The sequence below is a fragment of the Pontibacillus salicampi genome, assembly GCF_042434395.1.
In the GTDB taxonomy this organism is placed as follows: Bacteria; Bacillota; Bacilli; order Bacillales; family BH030062; genus Pontibacillus; species Pontibacillus salicampi.
Genome location: NZ_JBHLTP010000013.1, coordinates 318,055 through 335,170, shown reverse-complemented (window position 1 = coordinate 335,170; position 17,116 = coordinate 318,055). Strand labels below are relative to the sequence as shown.

Here is a 17,116-nt window from a genome sequence, read left to right as displayed (position 1 = left end):
TAATATATTAAAGATGGTGCTTCATTTTCGTGTTAAACTTGATAAATGTTGGTTTGGAAAAGAAATATACGGCAATTAAGATTAAGGCGACAAAGGAAAGGGAAGAAAGTACTTTTTCAAACATCCAAGTAGCAAAATCATTAGATGAAAAATACGAAATTGATGCGATAAATGATGCCACTCAAGTCAAAAAAACCGTACCACTGCAAAGAGTGATACGGCTTTCCTTTATAGTCCTAACAGCTTCCCAAGGCCGCCTTTTTTCTTGATTCTAGATGGCATTACAGAAGAAACGCTACTGTATAATCATAAAAAATTCCCACGAGGACAGCCTTCTCTATCACCCTACAACATCCAACAAAATCCCCGTCTTATCATCCGCTCTCTTCAGCCTCGGGTAATCATAGCATGCAGGGTCATTTGCTTCCAGCTCATTTATACGCGACTGAAGAGCGTCGAGTCCGTGTTCAAAGGCAAAGGCTGCGGTTTCCTGCCATACATTCTGCCCCTGTGCCTTATGGGTCGGCAGCTGCAGTCCATCGGAGAGCATTAATATACGTGTGACGTTATGCAAATAAAAGGTGCCGTGTTCGATAAACTGTGCCACGTCTTCGGTACCATCGATAATGGAATAGCCGCCCCGTGTATTCATTTTGGAACGATTCTCCTTCAATCGCGGCATGTTCATATCTCTCAGCTCTCGGAGTGTTGCTTTAATCCGTTCTTCAGGCCAGGTATTTGGGTGTTCATCCGGTGCTAGCCGCTCCGCCCATTGTACCTGTAGTCGTTTGATGGCTAAGGTATCGAGAGGGGCTAAATGATCGAAGGTGATACTTCGGATTTGGGAATCGCCATATTCCAAAAAGATCATGCAGTCCCCGGTATGTACATATTCAACCTGTCCGGTTTCCCATATTTTTATCGCAGCCAATCCGCACGAGGTACGCTCTTCCTTCGGGAGAATCTCTTCTTCCTTTGTATTCAGCTCGCCAATGCTGCGATTACTCTCCAGCACTCGATCGAGCAGCCTTTCCTCAGCTTTACCTTCCTTCAATCCTTGCTGAAGGGCGTCTGCTGCGAGCTTTCCAGGCAATCCGTCCAGCCCTGTTGCCCCATCGATGACAGCGTAGACGTGGTGCTGTTCATCAATAACGTAAGCATCCTCATTCTCTTGCCCGACTCCTTGCTGGTAATGTACAGTATGGTTTCTTATCATCGTTAGCCTCCTACTTACGAGAGTATTCTACAACCGTTTCGTGACACAGTCCCCAATTCCCTTCCCATAGAAAAAATCGCATAATAAAAGCTACAGCTCTATGTCTGCAGCCCTTATACCTATTTATCTAGGAAAAATCCCAAGTAATTTTTTCTGTTTTATCCGTTCCGGCATGTCCTTGGAAACTTCCTCCCCTGCCACAATCTTTTCGGCATTGACCATGAATTGCCGGCGCATATCTTCTCCAAATGCTTGCGCTACCACTTTATAAGCCTCCGATAAAAAGAAGGTCGTACTATGCTTATTAGCTCCACTAGCAATAAAATGAGCTAAGTTTGCTTCAACCATTTGCTTCGAAAACTTCTCAATCCTCTTCCCATTTTCGCCGCATAGGCTGGCTGCGGTAAGCTGGGTGTACACGCCATATTTCACTAACTTGTACAGTTCATCTGGACTCTCCAGGAGCTCTTTGTTCCGTTCAGGATGAACCAGTACAGGCTTATACCCTGCAATTTGCACATCATACAGCAGCTTACTCGTAAAGCTTGGCACATGGTCCTTCGGTAATTCTACATAAATATAATTGCTCTCCTCATGGATTGGTAAAATACGCTTTTCCTCCAGGTCCTCCATGAAACGATCGTGGATACGCACCTCCTGCCCTGCAATTAATTCGAGAGGAATGTGATGCTTCTCTAATTCTACGCGTAACGCACTCAGCGCCTCTACTATCGTATGAGGTTCGTTTTCTGTTAGCTGCATATTGTGATGTGGGGTAGCTACTATGGTATGTATGCCTTCTTCATACGCCGTTCTTGCCAAATTCACACTTGCTTCCGTTGTTTCCGGGCCATCATCCAGCCCAGGGAGAATGTGACAATGAATATCTATCAAAAAACTCTCCTCCTTCTATCTATTGCTTGTGCAGTACCATCCTTTACCCTAATTATAGATACCTGTAAACGACGATATCTGTCGAATACTGAATATTAATATTTTTTACAAAAAAAACACCTTTGCGCTCCTGCACAAAGATGCTTCTTCTTCATCTATATCACAATAACCAAACAATTAAGGAAATAACTAAAATCCAAAGAGGAATACTTAGCAGAATCCCCCATAAGAGACCTTTAAAAAAATTCCCTTCCTTATTCATGTTAACCCTTCCTATCGTCTCTCTGCTCCATTTTTTTCTATCTATTGTGTTCCTCGGAGAAGAAAGATGGAATCTCTTTTAGCGTAGGCTACGCTCCACGTGGTGTTCAAATAAATGTAAAGGCGTTTTCCCTTTCTTAAGAAGGGAAGAAACCATCGTGAATAATTTTTACCCAGCCAAACAAGGAGAGCCATAATGGCACACTTAAGGTGACACCCCACAGGAGACCTTTAAAAAAGTTACCCTCATCTCTCATTGTAACTCCCTCCGATACAGTTTAATAGTAACATCGTACTCCAGCTGATGAGAGGTTATACATAAGGAAGAAAATTAACGTCTGATTTTCCTCCCCATCCTCTTTAAGTCCTCTGCTATATCTATTACATTAGTTCCACCAATAATGGAAAATTCCTCTATTAAATTTTCTAATATTAGCTTTTCTATAGCATCAGGTACTTTGGTCTTTTTCACAATAAGAACAGAAGCTCTCCTTCTTGCGGCTAAAACGGACACGGCTAAGGAATCTGGAAATGCTTCTCCAGTAGTGACCATTGCCATCCTATTACCCACCTGGAGGACTTCATTAATCATTTGAGCTGTCTCATAGCGATCTCTGCCTGCTAGACGAATGGCTTCGCCAGGTACTTGATCCATTACGGATTCTGATATAATCCCGGTACCGCCAATTACGATGGTCTGTTGCGCACGCTCTAAAGCTATTCGTGTTTCATCTGGGAGTACGTCCGTTTTCGTTAACAAAATGGGAATTCCTTTTTGCGCGGCATATGGTGCAATCGTCAAAGCATCAGGAAAATTATCTCCATAGGCGAGTATTGCCTTTCCGTGGCTATATCCTAGCATCTCGGCAATACGGGCTGCGGTTTCATAACGATTGGAGCCGGCAATTCGCTGTACATCCAAGCCCCTACCTCGAAGCTCCATCTCCACTTCCAGTCCTATTGCATTTTCGCCACCGAGCAGAATGACCTTTCTGGCACGTAGTCTGTCTATCTCTTCCTTCACGTCAGACGGAAGCCTACTTGTCCTCGTCAACAGGATTGGAGCATCCAGCTTATAGGCTAACGGCGTCCCAGCAAGTGCGTCTGTGAACTCATCTCCTCTCACTAGGACGACGGTAGAGGCACCCTCCCAAAACCCTTCCCGAGAAAGGGCTGCAGAGGTTTCATATCTATCCTTGCCGCTGATTCTTGTTACTACAGGCTCCATGACTTCTGAGCTCATGTAGCCTATTTGTCCATTCTCCAGCTCTACATTATATCGGACAAAATGGATACGATTGTTACGTGTACTCTTATCTATATAATGATGACTACTCAGCACCCTTACCATTTGTTGCGTAACCTCCGCTCCATCTGCAGCTGAAGGGGAGACCTTAAAATCGTCACTATACGACACGTATGCTATATCGCCAGGCTGATACATTTGTCTCGATTTCGTTAACAAGGTATCTACCTCATATTGCAGCTTTCTGTAGCGCAGGAGATTGTTTTCCTCATAAAAATCCTCTTCCTGAAGAGGTAGTGCTGCCAGGCTGGTGGCTAGCGAATACTGTTCCATAATGGAGAATATCCCATCCTGATAGGTGTCTTCCTTGCGATTGCCATCCCGTTCAAACGGATTATTGCGTGGTCTCTGACCATTATAAGCTAGTAATGCGAAGTACCAGCTCTCTAAACGATTTCGGTTTCCATCATTGACCATCGGAATCTGATTCCACTTCGCCTGGTTCCATTTTTGATTAAGAATTTCACATCCAGCATCAATATTATAAGCGATATCCCGCTCTAGACGTTGCTTGTTATAGCACCCCTCTGTTTCCCCCTCCTTACAAATATTGCTATATACCTGCATAATTCCAATAGCTCCAGCCGAGCTTCGAGTTGGAATCGTTTGCTCGTCATCCACCCATTGATTCCAATTACTCTCTTTGTAAGCAATCGCTTTTATTATTTCCGGGGGAATATTATGTCGAATCGCCGCCTCTGATAGCAGCTGGTTTACATCATGATAGGTAATTCCTGCTTTTGTAAGCTTGGCTTCCATAGGTTTATTTCCAGACAAAAGCTGCTTTATTTTCTGTAAAATATGCACAATGCTTTTCTTCATACTACAGACACCTCCACTTTACTGTATTCCAAATCAGGAAAGCTTGTGTGCCTTTTCTTTTTCATTTTTATTATCTAAATTACTTCATTATTGTTAATTTATGTCGATACAAAAACGGAATAATAGTCCATAAGTTATGAGTCTAAAGATTCTTAAAATGTGTGAAGGGGGAACTTTCCATTGAATTACTGTCCAGCATGCGGACATGAAGTCAACGAGCAATCAGAGTTTTGTACAGAGTGTGGAGCCAGCACTTGGCGGATTATCTCTCTTCTTTATCCTATACATGTTCCCAGCCCTATTCATTTATGAAAAGGCTTCGCACACTCAAACGACCAACAGCATCTATTGGGCCAGCGGCGCTACGCTGCTCTCCATGTTTATCACCTTTATCATCCTTCGTACTGGTGTATTTAATATGCTAGATGAGGTAGAAAGCTTACTTTCTTTTTGGTAGGACACACGAAAAGCCAGCTCTCCATAGGAGCTGGCTTTTCTATTCCTCTATAATTGACCCTCTTTGCTATTTTGCAGCATATTATGCACCTTCTGCACCTCTGCATCCGGCACCTGCAAATACCAAATACCGCCAATCGTTGTTCCGGTTCCGGTCATTTGATACGTCTCCACGTTTTTCGCTACGTTCCGATAGCTCGTGAACAGCTTGCGCATATCTGCAAATTCTAGATTTGTATTCATATTATCCCCAAGCACATCGAGAATGCTGCCGATTTTGTTCACAGAGGAGAAGCTTGCTCCTTTGTCGATAATCGCTTGAATGACCTGACGCTGTCGTTCGTTTCGGCCCACATCGCCTCGTGGGTCTTGCTTTCTCATTCGGACATAGCCCATCGCCTGAGGACCATTTAGTTGAATCGTTCCTTTGTCGTACACGTACCCTTTTTGATAATAGCCTTTATCTGTCCATTGAAGAGAGTTATTTACCGTCACTCCTCCAACTGCATCAACCAGTCCAGATAATCCTTCCATATTCATCTTTACGTAATAATCCAGCTCTATATCGAGAAAGTTCTCCACGGTATTAATGGACATATCGGTTCCACCGAAAGCGTAAGCATGATTAATCTTGTCCACCGTTCCTCTACCCGCGATGGTCGTCCGTGTATCCCTGGGAATACTAACAATATTTATTTTATCCTCCGAAGGCTTCATGGATAGAACCATTAAGGCATCGGATCGCCCTACGTCGCCAGAACGCTCATCGACTCCCATTAATAGAACGTTCAACGGCTTCTGTTCCTTCATCTTCTTGTCCCCGACACTTGTATCAATAGAAGAAACATTCTCATGAATCTTCTTATCCACTGTTTGCTTTGCATCATTATAGACGGAGTATAAATAGCCTCCCCCTGCTAGCAGGAAAAATGCTACAGTAAGCAGCGTTATTTTCCACCATTTCCCCTTTTTCCTCTTTTGCTTCTTTTTATCTTGTCTGCTGACCATTGTTACACCTCATTTAATTAATTTCCCTATCATCAATTATCTCATATTTTCTAAGCAGTAAGGACCAATTTTAACAAAAATTCACATCACTCCGTATAGTGTACAGCATCCTTCCTTATTTTGTATAGTTACAATCTGGTTAAAACAGAAGCTGACCGCACCATGAGAGATGCTATATCTATTAGACGTTTGCCACCTATCTTTTGTTTCAGTAAATGGGAATCATTCCTCTGCGCTTTCTGTCTGAGCAGGCTTCTGACGTAACGTTATACAGTGTTTCTATTCAGAAAAATCTACAACAGCATCAGCAGAACCAATTTTTTGGGAAAGACCTCTATGATAGGACTTTTTTAGAGGGCGAGGAAAAGATGTTAATTTCTTCTAGACAGAAGTGTGTATATTGTGTATATTATATATAATCATTTATATACAATTATGGAGAGGTTACAACTATGAAAATAATCATTTCTAATCATTCAAAGCAGCCGATTTATGAACAGATATATAACCAAATTAAAGAGCAGGTTCTTTCCGGGGAATTGGATGCAGGGTACTCACTCCCCTCCATGCGCCAATTAGCAAAGGAACTGAACGTTAGTTTAATTACGTCTAAACGGGCTTATGAGGAGCTAGAGAAAAACGGCTTTATCTATTCGGTTGTTGGCAAGGGATCCTTTGTAGCAGATCAGAACAGCGAAATGATTAGAGAAGGAAAGTTAAAGGGGATTGAAGAGCAGTTATTAGCTGCCATTCAAAATAGTAAAGACATTGGGATAAGTCTATCAGAGCTCAAGGAATTACTAACGATTCTTTATAAGGAGGATGAATGATGGAGAAGGAGCATGTCATTGAGTTTCGAAATGTGCATAAAGCATTTGAAAATTTCTGCTTAACCAATTTCTCAATGAATATTAAAAAAGGGTATGTTACCGGTTTCATTGGTGGCAATGGGGTTGGGAAATCTACGATTATTAAACTAATGATGAATTTATTACAGCCTGACAGCGGAGAGATCTCCATATTCGGTTTAGGGTACAAGGAGCATGAAAAAGAGATAAAACAACGAATTGGCTTTGTGTTGGACGACAACATCTTCTATGAAGAGCTTACGTTAACGGAAATGAAAAACTTTGTAAAAAAAGCCTATGTCCATTGGGATGAGCATGTATTCCAGGGGTATGTTCAGGAGTTTAACCTGCCACTAAAGCAGAAGATTAAGACGTTCTCCAAGGGGATGAAGATGAAGGCTTCTTTAACCATCGCTTTATCCCACCATGCAGAATTAATTATTATGGATGAGCCTACTTCAGGATTGGATCCCATATTTCGAAGGGAGCTGATGGAGATGTTACATAACCTTATCCAGGACGGGAATAAAACAATCTTTTTCTCTACTCATAACACGACAGATTTAATGAATATCGCTGACTATATTACCTTCATCCATAATGGAGAGCATATATTCACGAAGAATTTCTATGAAATTGAAGAACAATATGCCGTGGTAAAAGGGGGCTTGGAGCTATTAGATAGAGATACGGAGCAGGAATTTATAGCGATTCAGAAGTCTCCTTTCGGATTTGAGGCGTTAACATGCAATAGGAAACGAGTACAAGATATATTTGAAGACATGGTGCTAATAGAGAAGCCGACTCTTGAGGACATTATGTATTTTACTAAGAAAGGATTGATCAGACATGCTGAACTTAATAGGTAAAGATATTGTTCTGCAGAAAAAAACGCTCCTCATTCTGTTGGCCGGACTGTGTGTATATCTCGCACTAGATGTTTCATCTATATGGGTCGGAATCGTCTTTAGTATTGTATTATATACGAACACCTTCGCTTTGGATGAGAAATCTTCCACCCATACATTATTAAATGCGCTGCCCTATACTAGGAAGGAGGTAGTCAGTTCTAAATACATCGTTGCCATGCTCTTTACATTGTTAGTTGCTGGAGCAATTTTCATCGGGAACTTAGCCTTTCATGGAGAAATAATCCCTTGGAAAAATATATTCCTGATTATTGCTATCGCCCTAACCGCTGCCTCGATAATTCTTCCGTTTTGTTACAAGTTTAAAAGCAGCTACTTATCCATCGGCTCGATTGTGGCCTTTGGCTTATACCTTCTGATTGTTACCTTTGTCGTTCCAAACTTGAACGATAGGATTGGGGAATGGACACTAGTGGTGTTAAGCTCAGAAAGTACTCAGTTATATTTAATCATGGCAGCGCTCGTTATGGTATTATACATTTTCTCTGGCCTGCTATCCATTCGAATATATAGAAACAAGGTATTGTAATCCTACTGGAAATGACCGCTCCATACGGTAACATGAGGAAGCACTCCTCCTGAAGAGGGACATGGAGCCTATAAAGAGAAAACGGCTCCCTTCCTACTAACAGGATTAGGTGCATTTTGGATGGCGCGCTCATAAATATTGAAATTCGCTCATAAAATGTAAAATTCGCCCGTATTTTTCGATATTCGCCCATAAATCTCAAAATTCGCCCATATTTTTGAAAATCCGCTCATAAAATGAAAAAAACCGCTCATACATGCTGCTGCCAGCCAGCTAAGTACCAGTAGAGCACGGCTATGCTGTCCAAAAAAATACAGCATGCGGAAAAATGGAGGTTTTCCTGCATGCTGACGTTCTTTCTTATTTTTGCTTTTCAGCAAGTTCGATCAATTGCTGTTCTGCCTTTGTGCCTACCGCGTGGTTTTCACCGCCGAGAATGATGTAGTCGTTTATGCTTCGTTTCTGGTTTCTCCCCATATATCTTCACACTCGTCTCATCGCTCTTCTCTCTGCATAGGGAACACACTTCTGGCAAACTAGTACTTCTTCGCCCTGATCATTATAATAAGGTCGCCCATTTTTAGGCTTCTGACCACAGATAGCGCATTTCTTTGTCTGAAATAGCTTTCTTAAGCTGCTTAGCATAGGAACCCTCCCTTAATGCTCGTGTTACTACTTCTATTGTATGATAATTGTTCCTATCCCTTCCTCTTGTTTGCTCATACTGTTCAATCAGTAAGATACTCCAGCACCATTGGATTCTTTCTTAGCTTATGCTGGGCCAGGCGTTTCCAGTTCTTGACCGCCGCTAGGCTAACTCCTTCCTTTTCTGCTACCCCCTTTAGCGTGAGATCCTCTATCACTGCTCCTACAAACCATTTCATTTGATTTGTAGTTAAGCTCGATTCAATCTCCTCATAGAGTTTCGGGTCAAGCCTAGGGACTTCCAATTCACAAACTGCCTCTTCCTGAAAGCTACCGACAAGCTCATCCTCTAATTTCTGCTTGCGGTTAGTGGTTCGAATTTTACTAATGAGCTGATTTCGAATCATATAGTACACGTACGAGGACAATGCGCCTCGCTCTTCCTCATAAGTGTCACACACCTTCCATAATGCAAGAAGACCCTCCTGGAAAAACTCCCCGCTTCTATCCTGTATGCCAAGACGATGGATGACATGATGTATCATATTACCGTATTCCACCACTATATCCTCAAAATGTAACGACTGCTTCATCTTTCCCCTCATGAAGGGAAACGCGTTTCCTTGTTATTCCGCCGGTGTGTACAGCATACTTTGATTTTCAACGGCACTCACCTGAACAAAAAAGCTGTTTTGTACATGAAAAAACCTATTCCACCTTACAATCGTCCCTTTTTTTGCAAAGAAACAGAAAAAAGTGTCAGAAAAGAGCTTTTCATGTAAATAATTATTATATATTACATTTTTATGAATTTTATTAAGAAATGGTAAATTGTACCTATTATGTTTCTTATCTCTATATAATAAACGATAGAAAAGAGAGTCTAATTTCCTGCAAAATCTCGTGATTTATACTTCTATTCTTTTCTATAATGATTCCTTTTACATCGATAGAGATGTTCTTTGCACACAACAGGAATAAAAAACCTAGAAAGGAGAGGTACTAGCTGCACGTGTGGTAGAGAGGAAAGACATTATTGTAATAGAGCGATATGATAAACAATAGAAGAATCAGGGGGAAACGAGAATGAGCACAGAATCATTTCTAATCGTACAGGAGCATCGAGGTTTAATCACACCATGCACACAAGCAATATTTATGAACGAACATCCTCAATATCAAACAAAGGTAAAAGACAGCAGAGATGATAGGCACCTGGCAGCCAGGCATCTCGATATACTCAATGAAGCCTGCATGGAAAGAGGTGCCTCCTATAAAGGAAAAAAGGAGGCGGTCGTCCGCTACTTACATATGTATCATAAGGTCCCTATCGTCATAGACCCTATTTTCGGCATCGTCACCTTTCCAACCGTGTCACCTAAACGATTCGATTGCATGTGGATCTTTCCACTGAACGTATTAGATTATGAACCACGTGATAGCAATGAGGTGCTCGTAACCTTCAAGGACCACAGCACGCTAATTGTTCCGGTTTCCTACAAGGTATTTAAAAACCAGATGGAACGGGCAGCCATGTGCCTGCAGCATTTCGCCTATCGTCCTGGCGGGAATAAGCATTCTGGGTAAAAGTGGTTAATTGCCTGTCATAAAAGATTCAAACATTTCCACCTGTACCCTGTTCCCGCATTCTCCTGTTAGCAGTACAATTAACATGTACAAATAAATGGAAGTAAGGTAGGGGATTCAAATGAAGGAACGAATATTTATTAGTCCAGCTAAGTATGTTCAAGGCAGAAACTCTATCCAAGAAATCGGCACCCATTTACAAGGCTTTGGCAACCGAGCAGTCCTTATCGCAGACGAAACCGTGTGGAAGATTGCAGGTAACAAAGTCGCAAGGTACATGCAGGAAGCAAACATGGACACGACCAATGTAGTATTTAATGGAGAGTCCTCCACAACTGAAATCGACCGTATTGTTCAGCAAAGTCAACAGGCAGATGCCTCCATCGTCATTGGAATTGGGGGAGGAAAAACACTCGACACAGCTAAAGCCGTTGCGGATCAGGTAAATGCCTATACGGTCATCATACCGACGACAGCTTCAACAGATGCACCAACAAGTGCCTTATCTGTTGTCTATTCAGAAGAGGGAATATTTGAGTCCTATCGATTCTATCAAAAGAATCCAGATCTTGTCCTAGTAGATTCCAATATTATCGCCAGCGCCCCGCCACGTTTTCTGGCATCCGGCATTGCAGACGCCTTAGCAACCTGGGTAGAGGTACGAAGTGTTCGACAATTTGGCGGGAACACAATGGCAGGTGGACAGCCAACACTCGCAGCGCAAGCAATCGCCCAGAAATGCGAGGAGGTATTATTCGAATACGGAGAGCTAGCCTATCAGTCTGCCCAACGCAAAGTGGTCAGCCCAGCACTGGAAAATGTCATAGAAGCCAATACACTACTGAGCGGGCTTGGCTTTGAAAGTGGAGGTCTCGGAGCCGCTCATGCAATCCACAACGGATTTACCGCCTTAGAAGGCGAGATCCATCACCTGACCCATGGGGAAAAAGTCGCCTTTGGAACACTAGTGCAGTTAACCATGGAGGAACACCCGAAGGAAGAACTAGAACGATACATGAAGCTATATGACAGCCTAGGCTTACCTATTACACTCGAGGATATTAAGCTAAAGGATGCAACAGACGAAGACATCCTTAAAGTCGCACAGGCCGCAACGACAGACGGAGAAACCATACACCAAGCTTTTACCATTACAGCAGAGGAAGTAGCAGATGCCATCCAAGCGACCGATCAATATGCCAAAGCCTTTAGAGCCAAAGTATAGTTAATGAAAAAGCTGCGACAGGGAGAACCTTCCCATCGCAGCTTTTCTTATTTTCCTCTCTCACCCTAACGGTTTAATATCCATACTCAATAGATAACTTCGCTAATGCATCCTCCACACCCACTACATTTGGTCCACCTAAATATAGTGAAGTCATACGTAGGTTGTGGGCTTTAGGAAATATACTTACGGGTAATATATTCTCCTTTATTATAGAAGATGGAGCTTCTTCTTTCGCTGCCAACAAGTTACCAAACTACTTAATTACATACCTTATTATCGAGCGCATGTTTAAAATATAGAGTCCATAATTTATATGTTAACTAGCATATTAAGTAAGAGGAGGAAATGAATATCCTTAAAACATTACAATTTTTACACTTTATTGGTAATTTTTTAATATTCTACAATTTATTAGATGTAATATATTTTAGAACTGCTCCAGCTGATGAAGACTTATTAGGGGTTTTAGGTTTAGTTCTCGTATTAATATTAGCAATAGGAACCACTATCTTAACATTCAGCTACGCTAAAAAAGTTTATTCGACATAATTAATAAAAATGAGTGCTTATTTAGTACTTTTGTTGCGAAGATTGGATTTAGAGCTTATAAAAAAGTACTTTAATTAGCGAACAACGCGCAAAAAAAGCTGCTATAGGGAGAAACTCCCCACCGCAGCTTTCCATATTATCCCTTAATCTTTAGAGCATGACCTACTGTTTAATTAATACCCATACTCAATAGAATACTTCGCTAATACATCCTCCACCCCTACTACATTTGGTCCACCTAGTATGGTGAAGTCATACGTAGGTTGTGGGCTTTCTTCTATAAAGCTACGAGTAGCGTCGGTAAGGTCGTTCTCTTTAGCTAAAAGAAGTGGAGCATTTTCTTTTGCTGCCAATACAGCACCAGATAATGCATCTGGGAAATCCTCTCCTGTAGCAATAAAGGCTGTTTCCCTGTTCATTCTGGAATACATAGCGACTGCCGATGCTGTTTCATAACGGCTGTCGCCATTTATTCGTACAGCAGGTCCTGGTAATTGCTTATACACATCGTTGTTCACTACTCCTGGGCCACCGACTAATACTGCCTCTTCCACCTTGGTCAATTCTTCCTTCATTGGTTGTGGAATGGACCCTTTTTTCGTTAGTAATATCGGCATTCCCTCTCGTGCTGCATAAGGGGCTACAGATAACGCATCTGGAAACTTATTTCCTGTGGCTACGACTGCTTTATCTGTTTTGTTATTTACTTCTTTCGCGATGGCCTGGGCCGTTTCATAACGGTCATTTCCAGCTAACCGTTTAATGGTTAGACTGCTGTCCAATTGCTTTAATTGATTTACCACATTGGTGCTTACTGCATTCTTCGACCCTCCAAGGATGAAGACCTTGTCAGGATTTAATCTCTTAATCTCGTTTTTCGTAACAGTTGGAAGAGATTCAGTATTGGTTAATAGAATAGGTGCATCTTCCTGATATGCAAGCGGTGCACCTGTTAATGCATCCGGATAAGCATCATTTCTCGTAAGGACGACGGCATCTGCCCCCTTCGACCAGCCTTGTTTCGAAATTTCCACTGCGGTTTCATTTCGATTACTTCCGTGCAATCGATCAAGATATGGAAGGCGCTGCATCACACTAGAAGCAACGTAGCCTGTTTTCTCCCCAGCCTCTGTATGGACTTTAACTTCGTATCGTACCCAATGTCGACCATTCGAATCAGCTGAACGATCATAGTAGGTTTCTTTATCAAGTACGGTGACAACCTCTTCCTGAAGTTCACGCTGAGAGCTCGTTTCACTTGGACTCGTTTTAAAGTTCTTAGTCGTTTCTACGTAAGCTAGGTCCCCTTCCTGATAGGTTTGCGTGGATTTTGTTAAAGAAGTATCCACATAGTAATGAAGCTTATTGAAGGTAATATTCTTATCGGAATCTCGTTCGTATGTAAAATCCTCTTTCTTCATCGGTATGTCTACTAAATGCTGACCATCCATACTATATGCTTGTAATCTAGCAAAAACCTTTTCCTGATAGGCATCCTGATTCCTTTTACCATCTCTCGTTACAGGGCTATTTACCGGCTTAATACCGTTATAGGCCATAACCGGAAAATACCAGCTTTCTATGTGAGATCGGTTTTTAAAATTCACTACAGGCAGATTACCTGCGCCCATGCTATCCCATTTTTCATTTAAAATATCGAGACCCGCTCGAATGTTATACGCTATATCATGCTTCAGCTTCTCTTCATCAAAACAGTGAGACGAACGAGAGGAATCCCCCTGCTCACAAATATGCGACGTCACCTGCATAATGCCAATACCACCGTCATTACTAATGTTCGGCTTCGTTTGAGCATCGTCCTTCCATTGCTTCCAGCCACTTTCCATATGCGCAATTGCCTTAGCTAATTCCGGCGGAACCTCTTTTTCTTTTGCAATTTCCGTTAGCAGTTTATTAATATCATTGTTATCTAGCGTTTCTGCTGCCTGCGCGTTTGCTGGCATGACGAAAGCTAGTACTGCCATCACTAGAATACTAGTGAAAGTCATAACCTTTTGCATCGAATCCCCCTATATACATTCTATGTAATCCCTATTCATCATACCATTTGCCCTATGATTTTCCAATGAGGGTGATGGTGTTTAAGCCGGTTCAATAATAAACCAGGAAGGATTAAGCACGGAGACAGGAGCTCTGTTTAAAAGAAATGTCACATTCTGGTATAGCGATAGTGATCGAGATCATTTAATTGATATGACATCTAGAGGACCTGTAAGAATTCCATACTAAAATAGAAAAATTACCCATTCAATAAGAAACCCTACCTCCTAAACCATAAAGCCTATCAAAATTTTGATTTAATCACAGATAAGCAGGAATAAAGAATTACATTTGAATGAAAAATCTGGTACCATTTAATTACTTTCTGTTTATCGTACATCAATTATTTAAATAGGATAAGGGGTTGTTTCCGTTGCAAGAAATAGATTCTATTAATGAACTAAATGCAGTAGTTAAAGGATTCCATCAATTTTATAAGGATAAAGCTAACCAGCAAATGCTGATATGTCATCCCATTGACAAAATTATCTTTCTTCCAATGAATTTGGATTTCCTTCCTCAAGATAGTGTAGACCAGGCTTATGTTGCCGATACTCTTATATGCTCATCCGATGGTATAACATGGAATATTGATTTTGCTAGTATGTTTAAGAAAGATTATTTTTTTATAGCAGATTTATCCCTTAAAACATATCTACAGGTTGAATATTATATGTACGATGACCTCCTTCAATTCCTGAATACTCCAATTAAGGGACTAGGCATTTTACCAGGGTTTAAATGGAAAAACGGAGAGTTAGGTGAATTAGAATATTTAACGTTTGAAGAGTTCATTTCATCTGATGAATACTTGCTGTTTGAGCCAGAAAGTCCGGAAGTAGAGGAACATGTTGAAGAGAACAAGACATTTGATCATGAAGATCTCATTTTATTCTTACAAGATAATCCAAAAGAAACGATAGATTTGGAAGATACCCTTTCCTATCTAAATGGACAACTTATAAAAGATCATGTTTCCTTTAATCAATTTCAGCCAGCTACTGTTCGAAGTGGTACTGGTATTAGTACTTTACTCTCGCGTTTTAACCTGCATATAGATGAAAGAAGTGTAATAGCCTATTACTCTACTGATTACTCAGACTGGATTTTCACCTACACTGGATTATTTGTACGGTATGCTGAGAGAGTTTACCGTTATTATTATAAAGATCTTAAGAAGGTCTATAATACTGGATTAGTTAAACAAAGTATTCTACTTAACTTCCATAACAAGCCTGAAATAGAAATAACCCTGCATCCTTCCAGCCAGGATGGTTGTGAGCGTGCACTAGTTACCATAATTAAAGAAGGTCATCGAATTTGGGATACTTTTTTGAAAAGCTTACCAAAACCAAATTTTATAGAGGATTTCTTTACATATGATATAGAAACTGCTGAATCTTATATCTTATATATATTAAATCAATTGGAAGTAAAGCCTCAGTTGATTAAATTAGCATACCAATCTCCAGAAGCCACTTATAAAAAATACTGGAACGAAGCGACAGCAAATGGATACCCGGATGAGGAAACCTTAAACGATTTAAATGCTATAAAGAAAGACTTACAATTAAATAAAACTGTACTGGATGAAATCGAAAAGCCAACTCTTCTTCACTATTATCGTAACAACCTTGAGCAGCTGAACCAATTGGATTTACCAATGGATGAGTTAAAAGAGGAGGTCTTTAAGTTAAAAGAGAAATATCAGTTACAAAATGAGGAAGCTCATGGAATAGAGGAAAATGTACTAGGAACTATAGTATCCATCAATTCTTATCAAACTGCTTATGTGGCTACTATATTGGAGGAATTTGACACACTTGGCAACCAACCGTTCGGGGATAGATTTTATGGTAAACATGACATTCCAGAGAAGAAGTGGATAAATGCACAAAATACATACTTGCATCACATGTCCATTAATGAAACTGTATTATTTTTATATGATGATACCTTAATGGGATCTGCTAAAGAAGGTTTTGTTATCTTGCATACACATATCTATACTCGAAACAGTGATCCAATACCTTTAAACCTCATTCAAAATATTGAACTAAAAGGGTATAGCATCATTCTCCACGCTACTGATGGAAGCTATACCCTAACCGTTACGCAATTAAGAAATACAGAGAACTTCATTGACTTTATGGAAATAATTCTTCCTAATATAACAAATGTAGAGAGCAACAGTCTCATAAAGAGAGAAAATAATAATAACAATAGAAGCGTAGATGAAGAGATAACCACAGAAGAGCTAAAAGAATTTTGGGAGATGAAGCTTCAAGAATTTCAGAAAGAAGCTATAAAGTTAGATGACAAACGAATTGGAATGGGCGAAGCCATTGACACTAAAAAAGCAAAAAACTTCCTCAAGGTATTTAATAAGAAAAATAAAATGGAGATCAGCGCTAACCAATTAATTGGATACTATGATAATACCGTATTTGGAAAAGGTGACGAGGGATTTGCCATTGTAAAAGAAGGCATATGCAGTACCATGAAAGGAAACGTTGGATATTTTGCTTTTGATCAGATGGTGGACCTTCCAGATTACCATTCTAAACTAAATAGTAAAATATTTATCTATGCAACGTCAGGAAAAAAAGAACTATATTGCACCGGAACGAAAGGGCCAAAAATACTGTATGATGTGATGGAGTTACTATATGGATTGAATGAAGAATTTCCGGCCAGTTAAATTGATAAGAATCAATCTACTATGTAACACTAGCCTTTATTATTTCAGTTGAATCCTTACCAAGCGACAAATCAAT

14 protein-coding genes are annotated in these 17,116 nt (G+C 40.6%); 8 read left to right on the top strand and 6 right to left on the bottom strand.

The window, feature by feature from the left end; genetic code table 11:
- Positions 1 to 29 precede the first annotated feature (29 nt).
- On the top strand, positions 30 to 269 hold the full coding sequence (locus ACFFGV_RS17170; protein WP_377350472.1) for a hypothetical protein: 240 nt from the start codon (positions 30 to 32) through the stop codon (positions 267 to 269).
- Positions 270 to 340: 71 nt separating this feature from the next.
- Here the strand turns inward: ACFFGV_RS17170 and ACFFGV_RS17165 are convergent, their stop codons facing one another.
- The 3 genes from ACFFGV_RS17165 to ACFFGV_RS17155 form a co-directional block, all read right to left on the bottom strand.
- Positions 341 to 1,216, bottom strand: a complete 876-nt coding sequence (locus ACFFGV_RS17165) for a PP2C family serine/threonine-protein phosphatase (protein WP_377350469.1) — start codon at positions 1,214 to 1,216, stop codon at positions 341 to 343.
- 123 nt (positions 1,217 to 1,339) lie between these two features.
- Positions 1,340 to 2,110 (bottom strand): tyrosine-protein phosphatase, encoded by a 771-nt coding sequence (locus tag ACFFGV_RS17160; protein ID WP_377350468.1) that lies wholly within the window; start codon positions 2,108 to 2,110, stop codon positions 1,340 to 1,342.
- Between the two features lie 592 nt (positions 2,111 to 2,702).
- The gene (locus tag ACFFGV_RS17155; protein WP_377350465.1) at positions 2,703 to 4,499 is read right to left on the bottom strand and encodes a cell wall-binding repeat-containing protein; all 1,797 of its coding nucleotides are present in this window, start codon (positions 4,497 to 4,499) and stop codon (positions 2,703 to 2,705) included.
- Positions 4,500 to 4,679: 180 nt separating this feature from the next.
- Here ACFFGV_RS17155 and ACFFGV_RS17150 point away from each other — a divergent pair, with 180 nt between their 5' ends.
- Positions 4,680 to 4,811: a zinc-ribbon domain-containing protein gene (locus tag ACFFGV_RS17150; RefSeq protein ID WP_377350463.1), complete on the top strand. Its 132-nt coding sequence runs from the start codon at positions 4,680 to 4,682 to the stop codon at positions 4,809 to 4,811.
- Positions 4,812 to 5,003: 192 nt separating this feature from the next.
- Here ACFFGV_RS17150 and ACFFGV_RS17145 read toward each other — a convergent pair whose 3' ends face one another.
- Positions 5,004 to 5,963, bottom strand: coding sequence for an LCP family glycopolymer transferase (locus tag ACFFGV_RS17145; RefSeq protein WP_377350459.1), 960 nt, complete (start codon positions 5,961 to 5,963; stop codon positions 5,004 to 5,006).
- A gap of 452 nt (positions 5,964 to 6,415) precedes the next feature.
- Here ACFFGV_RS17145 and ACFFGV_RS17140 point away from each other — a divergent pair, with 452 nt between their 5' ends.
- The 3 genes from ACFFGV_RS17140 to ACFFGV_RS17130 are packed head-to-tail and all read left to right on the top strand — an operon-like array spanning position 6,416 to position 8,269.
- Positions 6,416 to 6,793 (top strand): GntR family transcriptional regulator, encoded by a 378-nt coding sequence (locus ACFFGV_RS17140; protein ID WP_377350456.1) that lies wholly within the window; start codon positions 6,416 to 6,418, stop codon positions 6,791 to 6,793.
- A complete protein-coding gene (locus tag ACFFGV_RS17135; RefSeq protein WP_377350453.1) occupies positions 6,793 to 7,680 on the top strand; it encodes an ABC transporter ATP-binding protein in 888 nt (295 codons plus the stop codon). Before ACFFGV_RS17140 ends, ACFFGV_RS17135 begins: the two co-directional genes overlap by 1 nt.
- Positions 7,661 to 8,269 (top strand): ABC-2 transporter permease, encoded by a 609-nt coding sequence (locus tag ACFFGV_RS17130; RefSeq protein ID WP_377350451.1) that lies wholly within the window; start codon positions 7,661 to 7,663, stop codon positions 8,267 to 8,269. The genes ACFFGV_RS17135 and ACFFGV_RS17130 overlap by 20 nt, the downstream gene beginning before the upstream one ends.
- Positions 8,270 to 8,997: 728 nt before the next feature.
- On the opposite strand, the gene ACFFGV_RS17125 is transcribed toward ACFFGV_RS17130, so the two are convergent.
- Positions 8,998 to 9,507 carry an RNA polymerase sigma factor gene (locus tag ACFFGV_RS17125; protein ID WP_377350448.1) on the bottom strand — a complete coding sequence of 170 codons (510 nt, stop codon included), beginning with the start codon at positions 9,505 to 9,507 and terminating at the stop codon, positions 8,998 to 9,000.
- 493 nt (positions 9,508 to 10,000) lie between these two features.
- Between ACFFGV_RS17125 and ACFFGV_RS17120 the strand changes: the two genes are divergently transcribed.
- The gene (locus ACFFGV_RS17120; protein ID WP_377350446.1) at positions 10,001 to 10,501 is read left to right on the top strand and encodes a competence protein ComK; all 501 of its coding nucleotides are present in this window, start codon (positions 10,001 to 10,003) and stop codon (positions 10,499 to 10,501) included.
- Positions 10,502 to 10,622: 121 nt separating this feature from the next.
- Positions 10,623 to 11,726, top strand: a complete 1,104-nt coding sequence (locus ACFFGV_RS17115; protein WP_377350443.1) for a glycerol dehydrogenase — start codon at positions 10,623 to 10,625, stop codon at positions 11,724 to 11,726.
- A gap of 725 nt (positions 11,727 to 12,451) precedes the next feature.
- On the opposite strand, the gene ACFFGV_RS17110 is transcribed toward ACFFGV_RS17115, so the two are convergent.
- Positions 12,452 to 14,299 carry a cell wall-binding repeat-containing protein gene (locus ACFFGV_RS17110; protein WP_377350441.1) on the bottom strand — a complete coding sequence of 616 codons (1,848 nt, stop codon included), beginning with the start codon at positions 14,297 to 14,299 and terminating at the stop codon, positions 12,452 to 12,454.
- 413 nt (positions 14,300 to 14,712) lie between these two features.
- Here ACFFGV_RS17110 and ACFFGV_RS17105 point away from each other — a divergent pair, with 413 nt between their 5' ends.
- Positions 14,713 to 17,040, top strand: coding sequence for a hypothetical protein (locus ACFFGV_RS17105; RefSeq protein WP_377350439.1), 2,328 nt, complete (start codon positions 14,713 to 14,715; stop codon positions 17,038 to 17,040).
- Positions 17,041 to 17,116 lie beyond the last annotated feature (76 nt).

Excerpts from the sequence above, each read along its gene's own strand:
- ACFFGV_RS17125 (WP_377350448.1), bottom strand. The coding sequence starts at position 9,507 with ATGAAGCAGTCGTTACATTTTGAGGATATAGTGGTGGAATACGGTAAT.
- ACFFGV_RS17130 (WP_377350451.1), top strand. The coding sequence starts at position 7,661 with ATGCTGAACTTAATAGGTAAAGATATTGTTCTGCAGAAAAAAACGCTC.
- ACFFGV_RS17165 (WP_377350469.1), bottom strand. The coding sequence starts at position 1,216 with ATGATAAGAAACCATACTGTACATTACCAGCAAGGAGTCGGGCAAGAG.
- ACFFGV_RS17145 (WP_377350459.1), bottom strand. The coding sequence starts at position 5,963 with ATGGTCAGCAGACAAGATAAAAAGAAGCAAAAGAGGAAAAAGGGGAAA.
- ACFFGV_RS17155 (WP_377350465.1), bottom strand. The coding sequence starts at position 4,499 with ATGAAGAAAAGCATTGTGCATATTTTACAGAAAATAAAGCAGCTTTTG.
- ACFFGV_RS17120 (WP_377350446.1), top strand. The coding sequence starts at position 10,001 with ATGAGCACAGAATCATTTCTAATCGTACAGGAGCATCGAGGTTTAATC.
- ACFFGV_RS17115 (WP_377350443.1), top strand. The coding sequence starts at position 10,623 with ATGAAGGAACGAATATTTATTAGTCCAGCTAAGTATGTTCAAGGCAGA.
- ACFFGV_RS17110 (WP_377350441.1), bottom strand. The coding sequence starts at position 14,299 with ATGCAAAAGGTTATGACTTTCACTAGTATTCTAGTGATGGCAGTACTA.
- ACFFGV_RS17140 (WP_377350456.1), top strand. The coding sequence starts at position 6,416 with ATGAAAATAATCATTTCTAATCATTCAAAGCAGCCGATTTATGAACAG.
- ACFFGV_RS17135 (WP_377350453.1), top strand. The coding sequence starts at position 6,793 with ATGGAGAAGGAGCATGTCATTGAGTTTCGAAATGTGCATAAAGCATTT.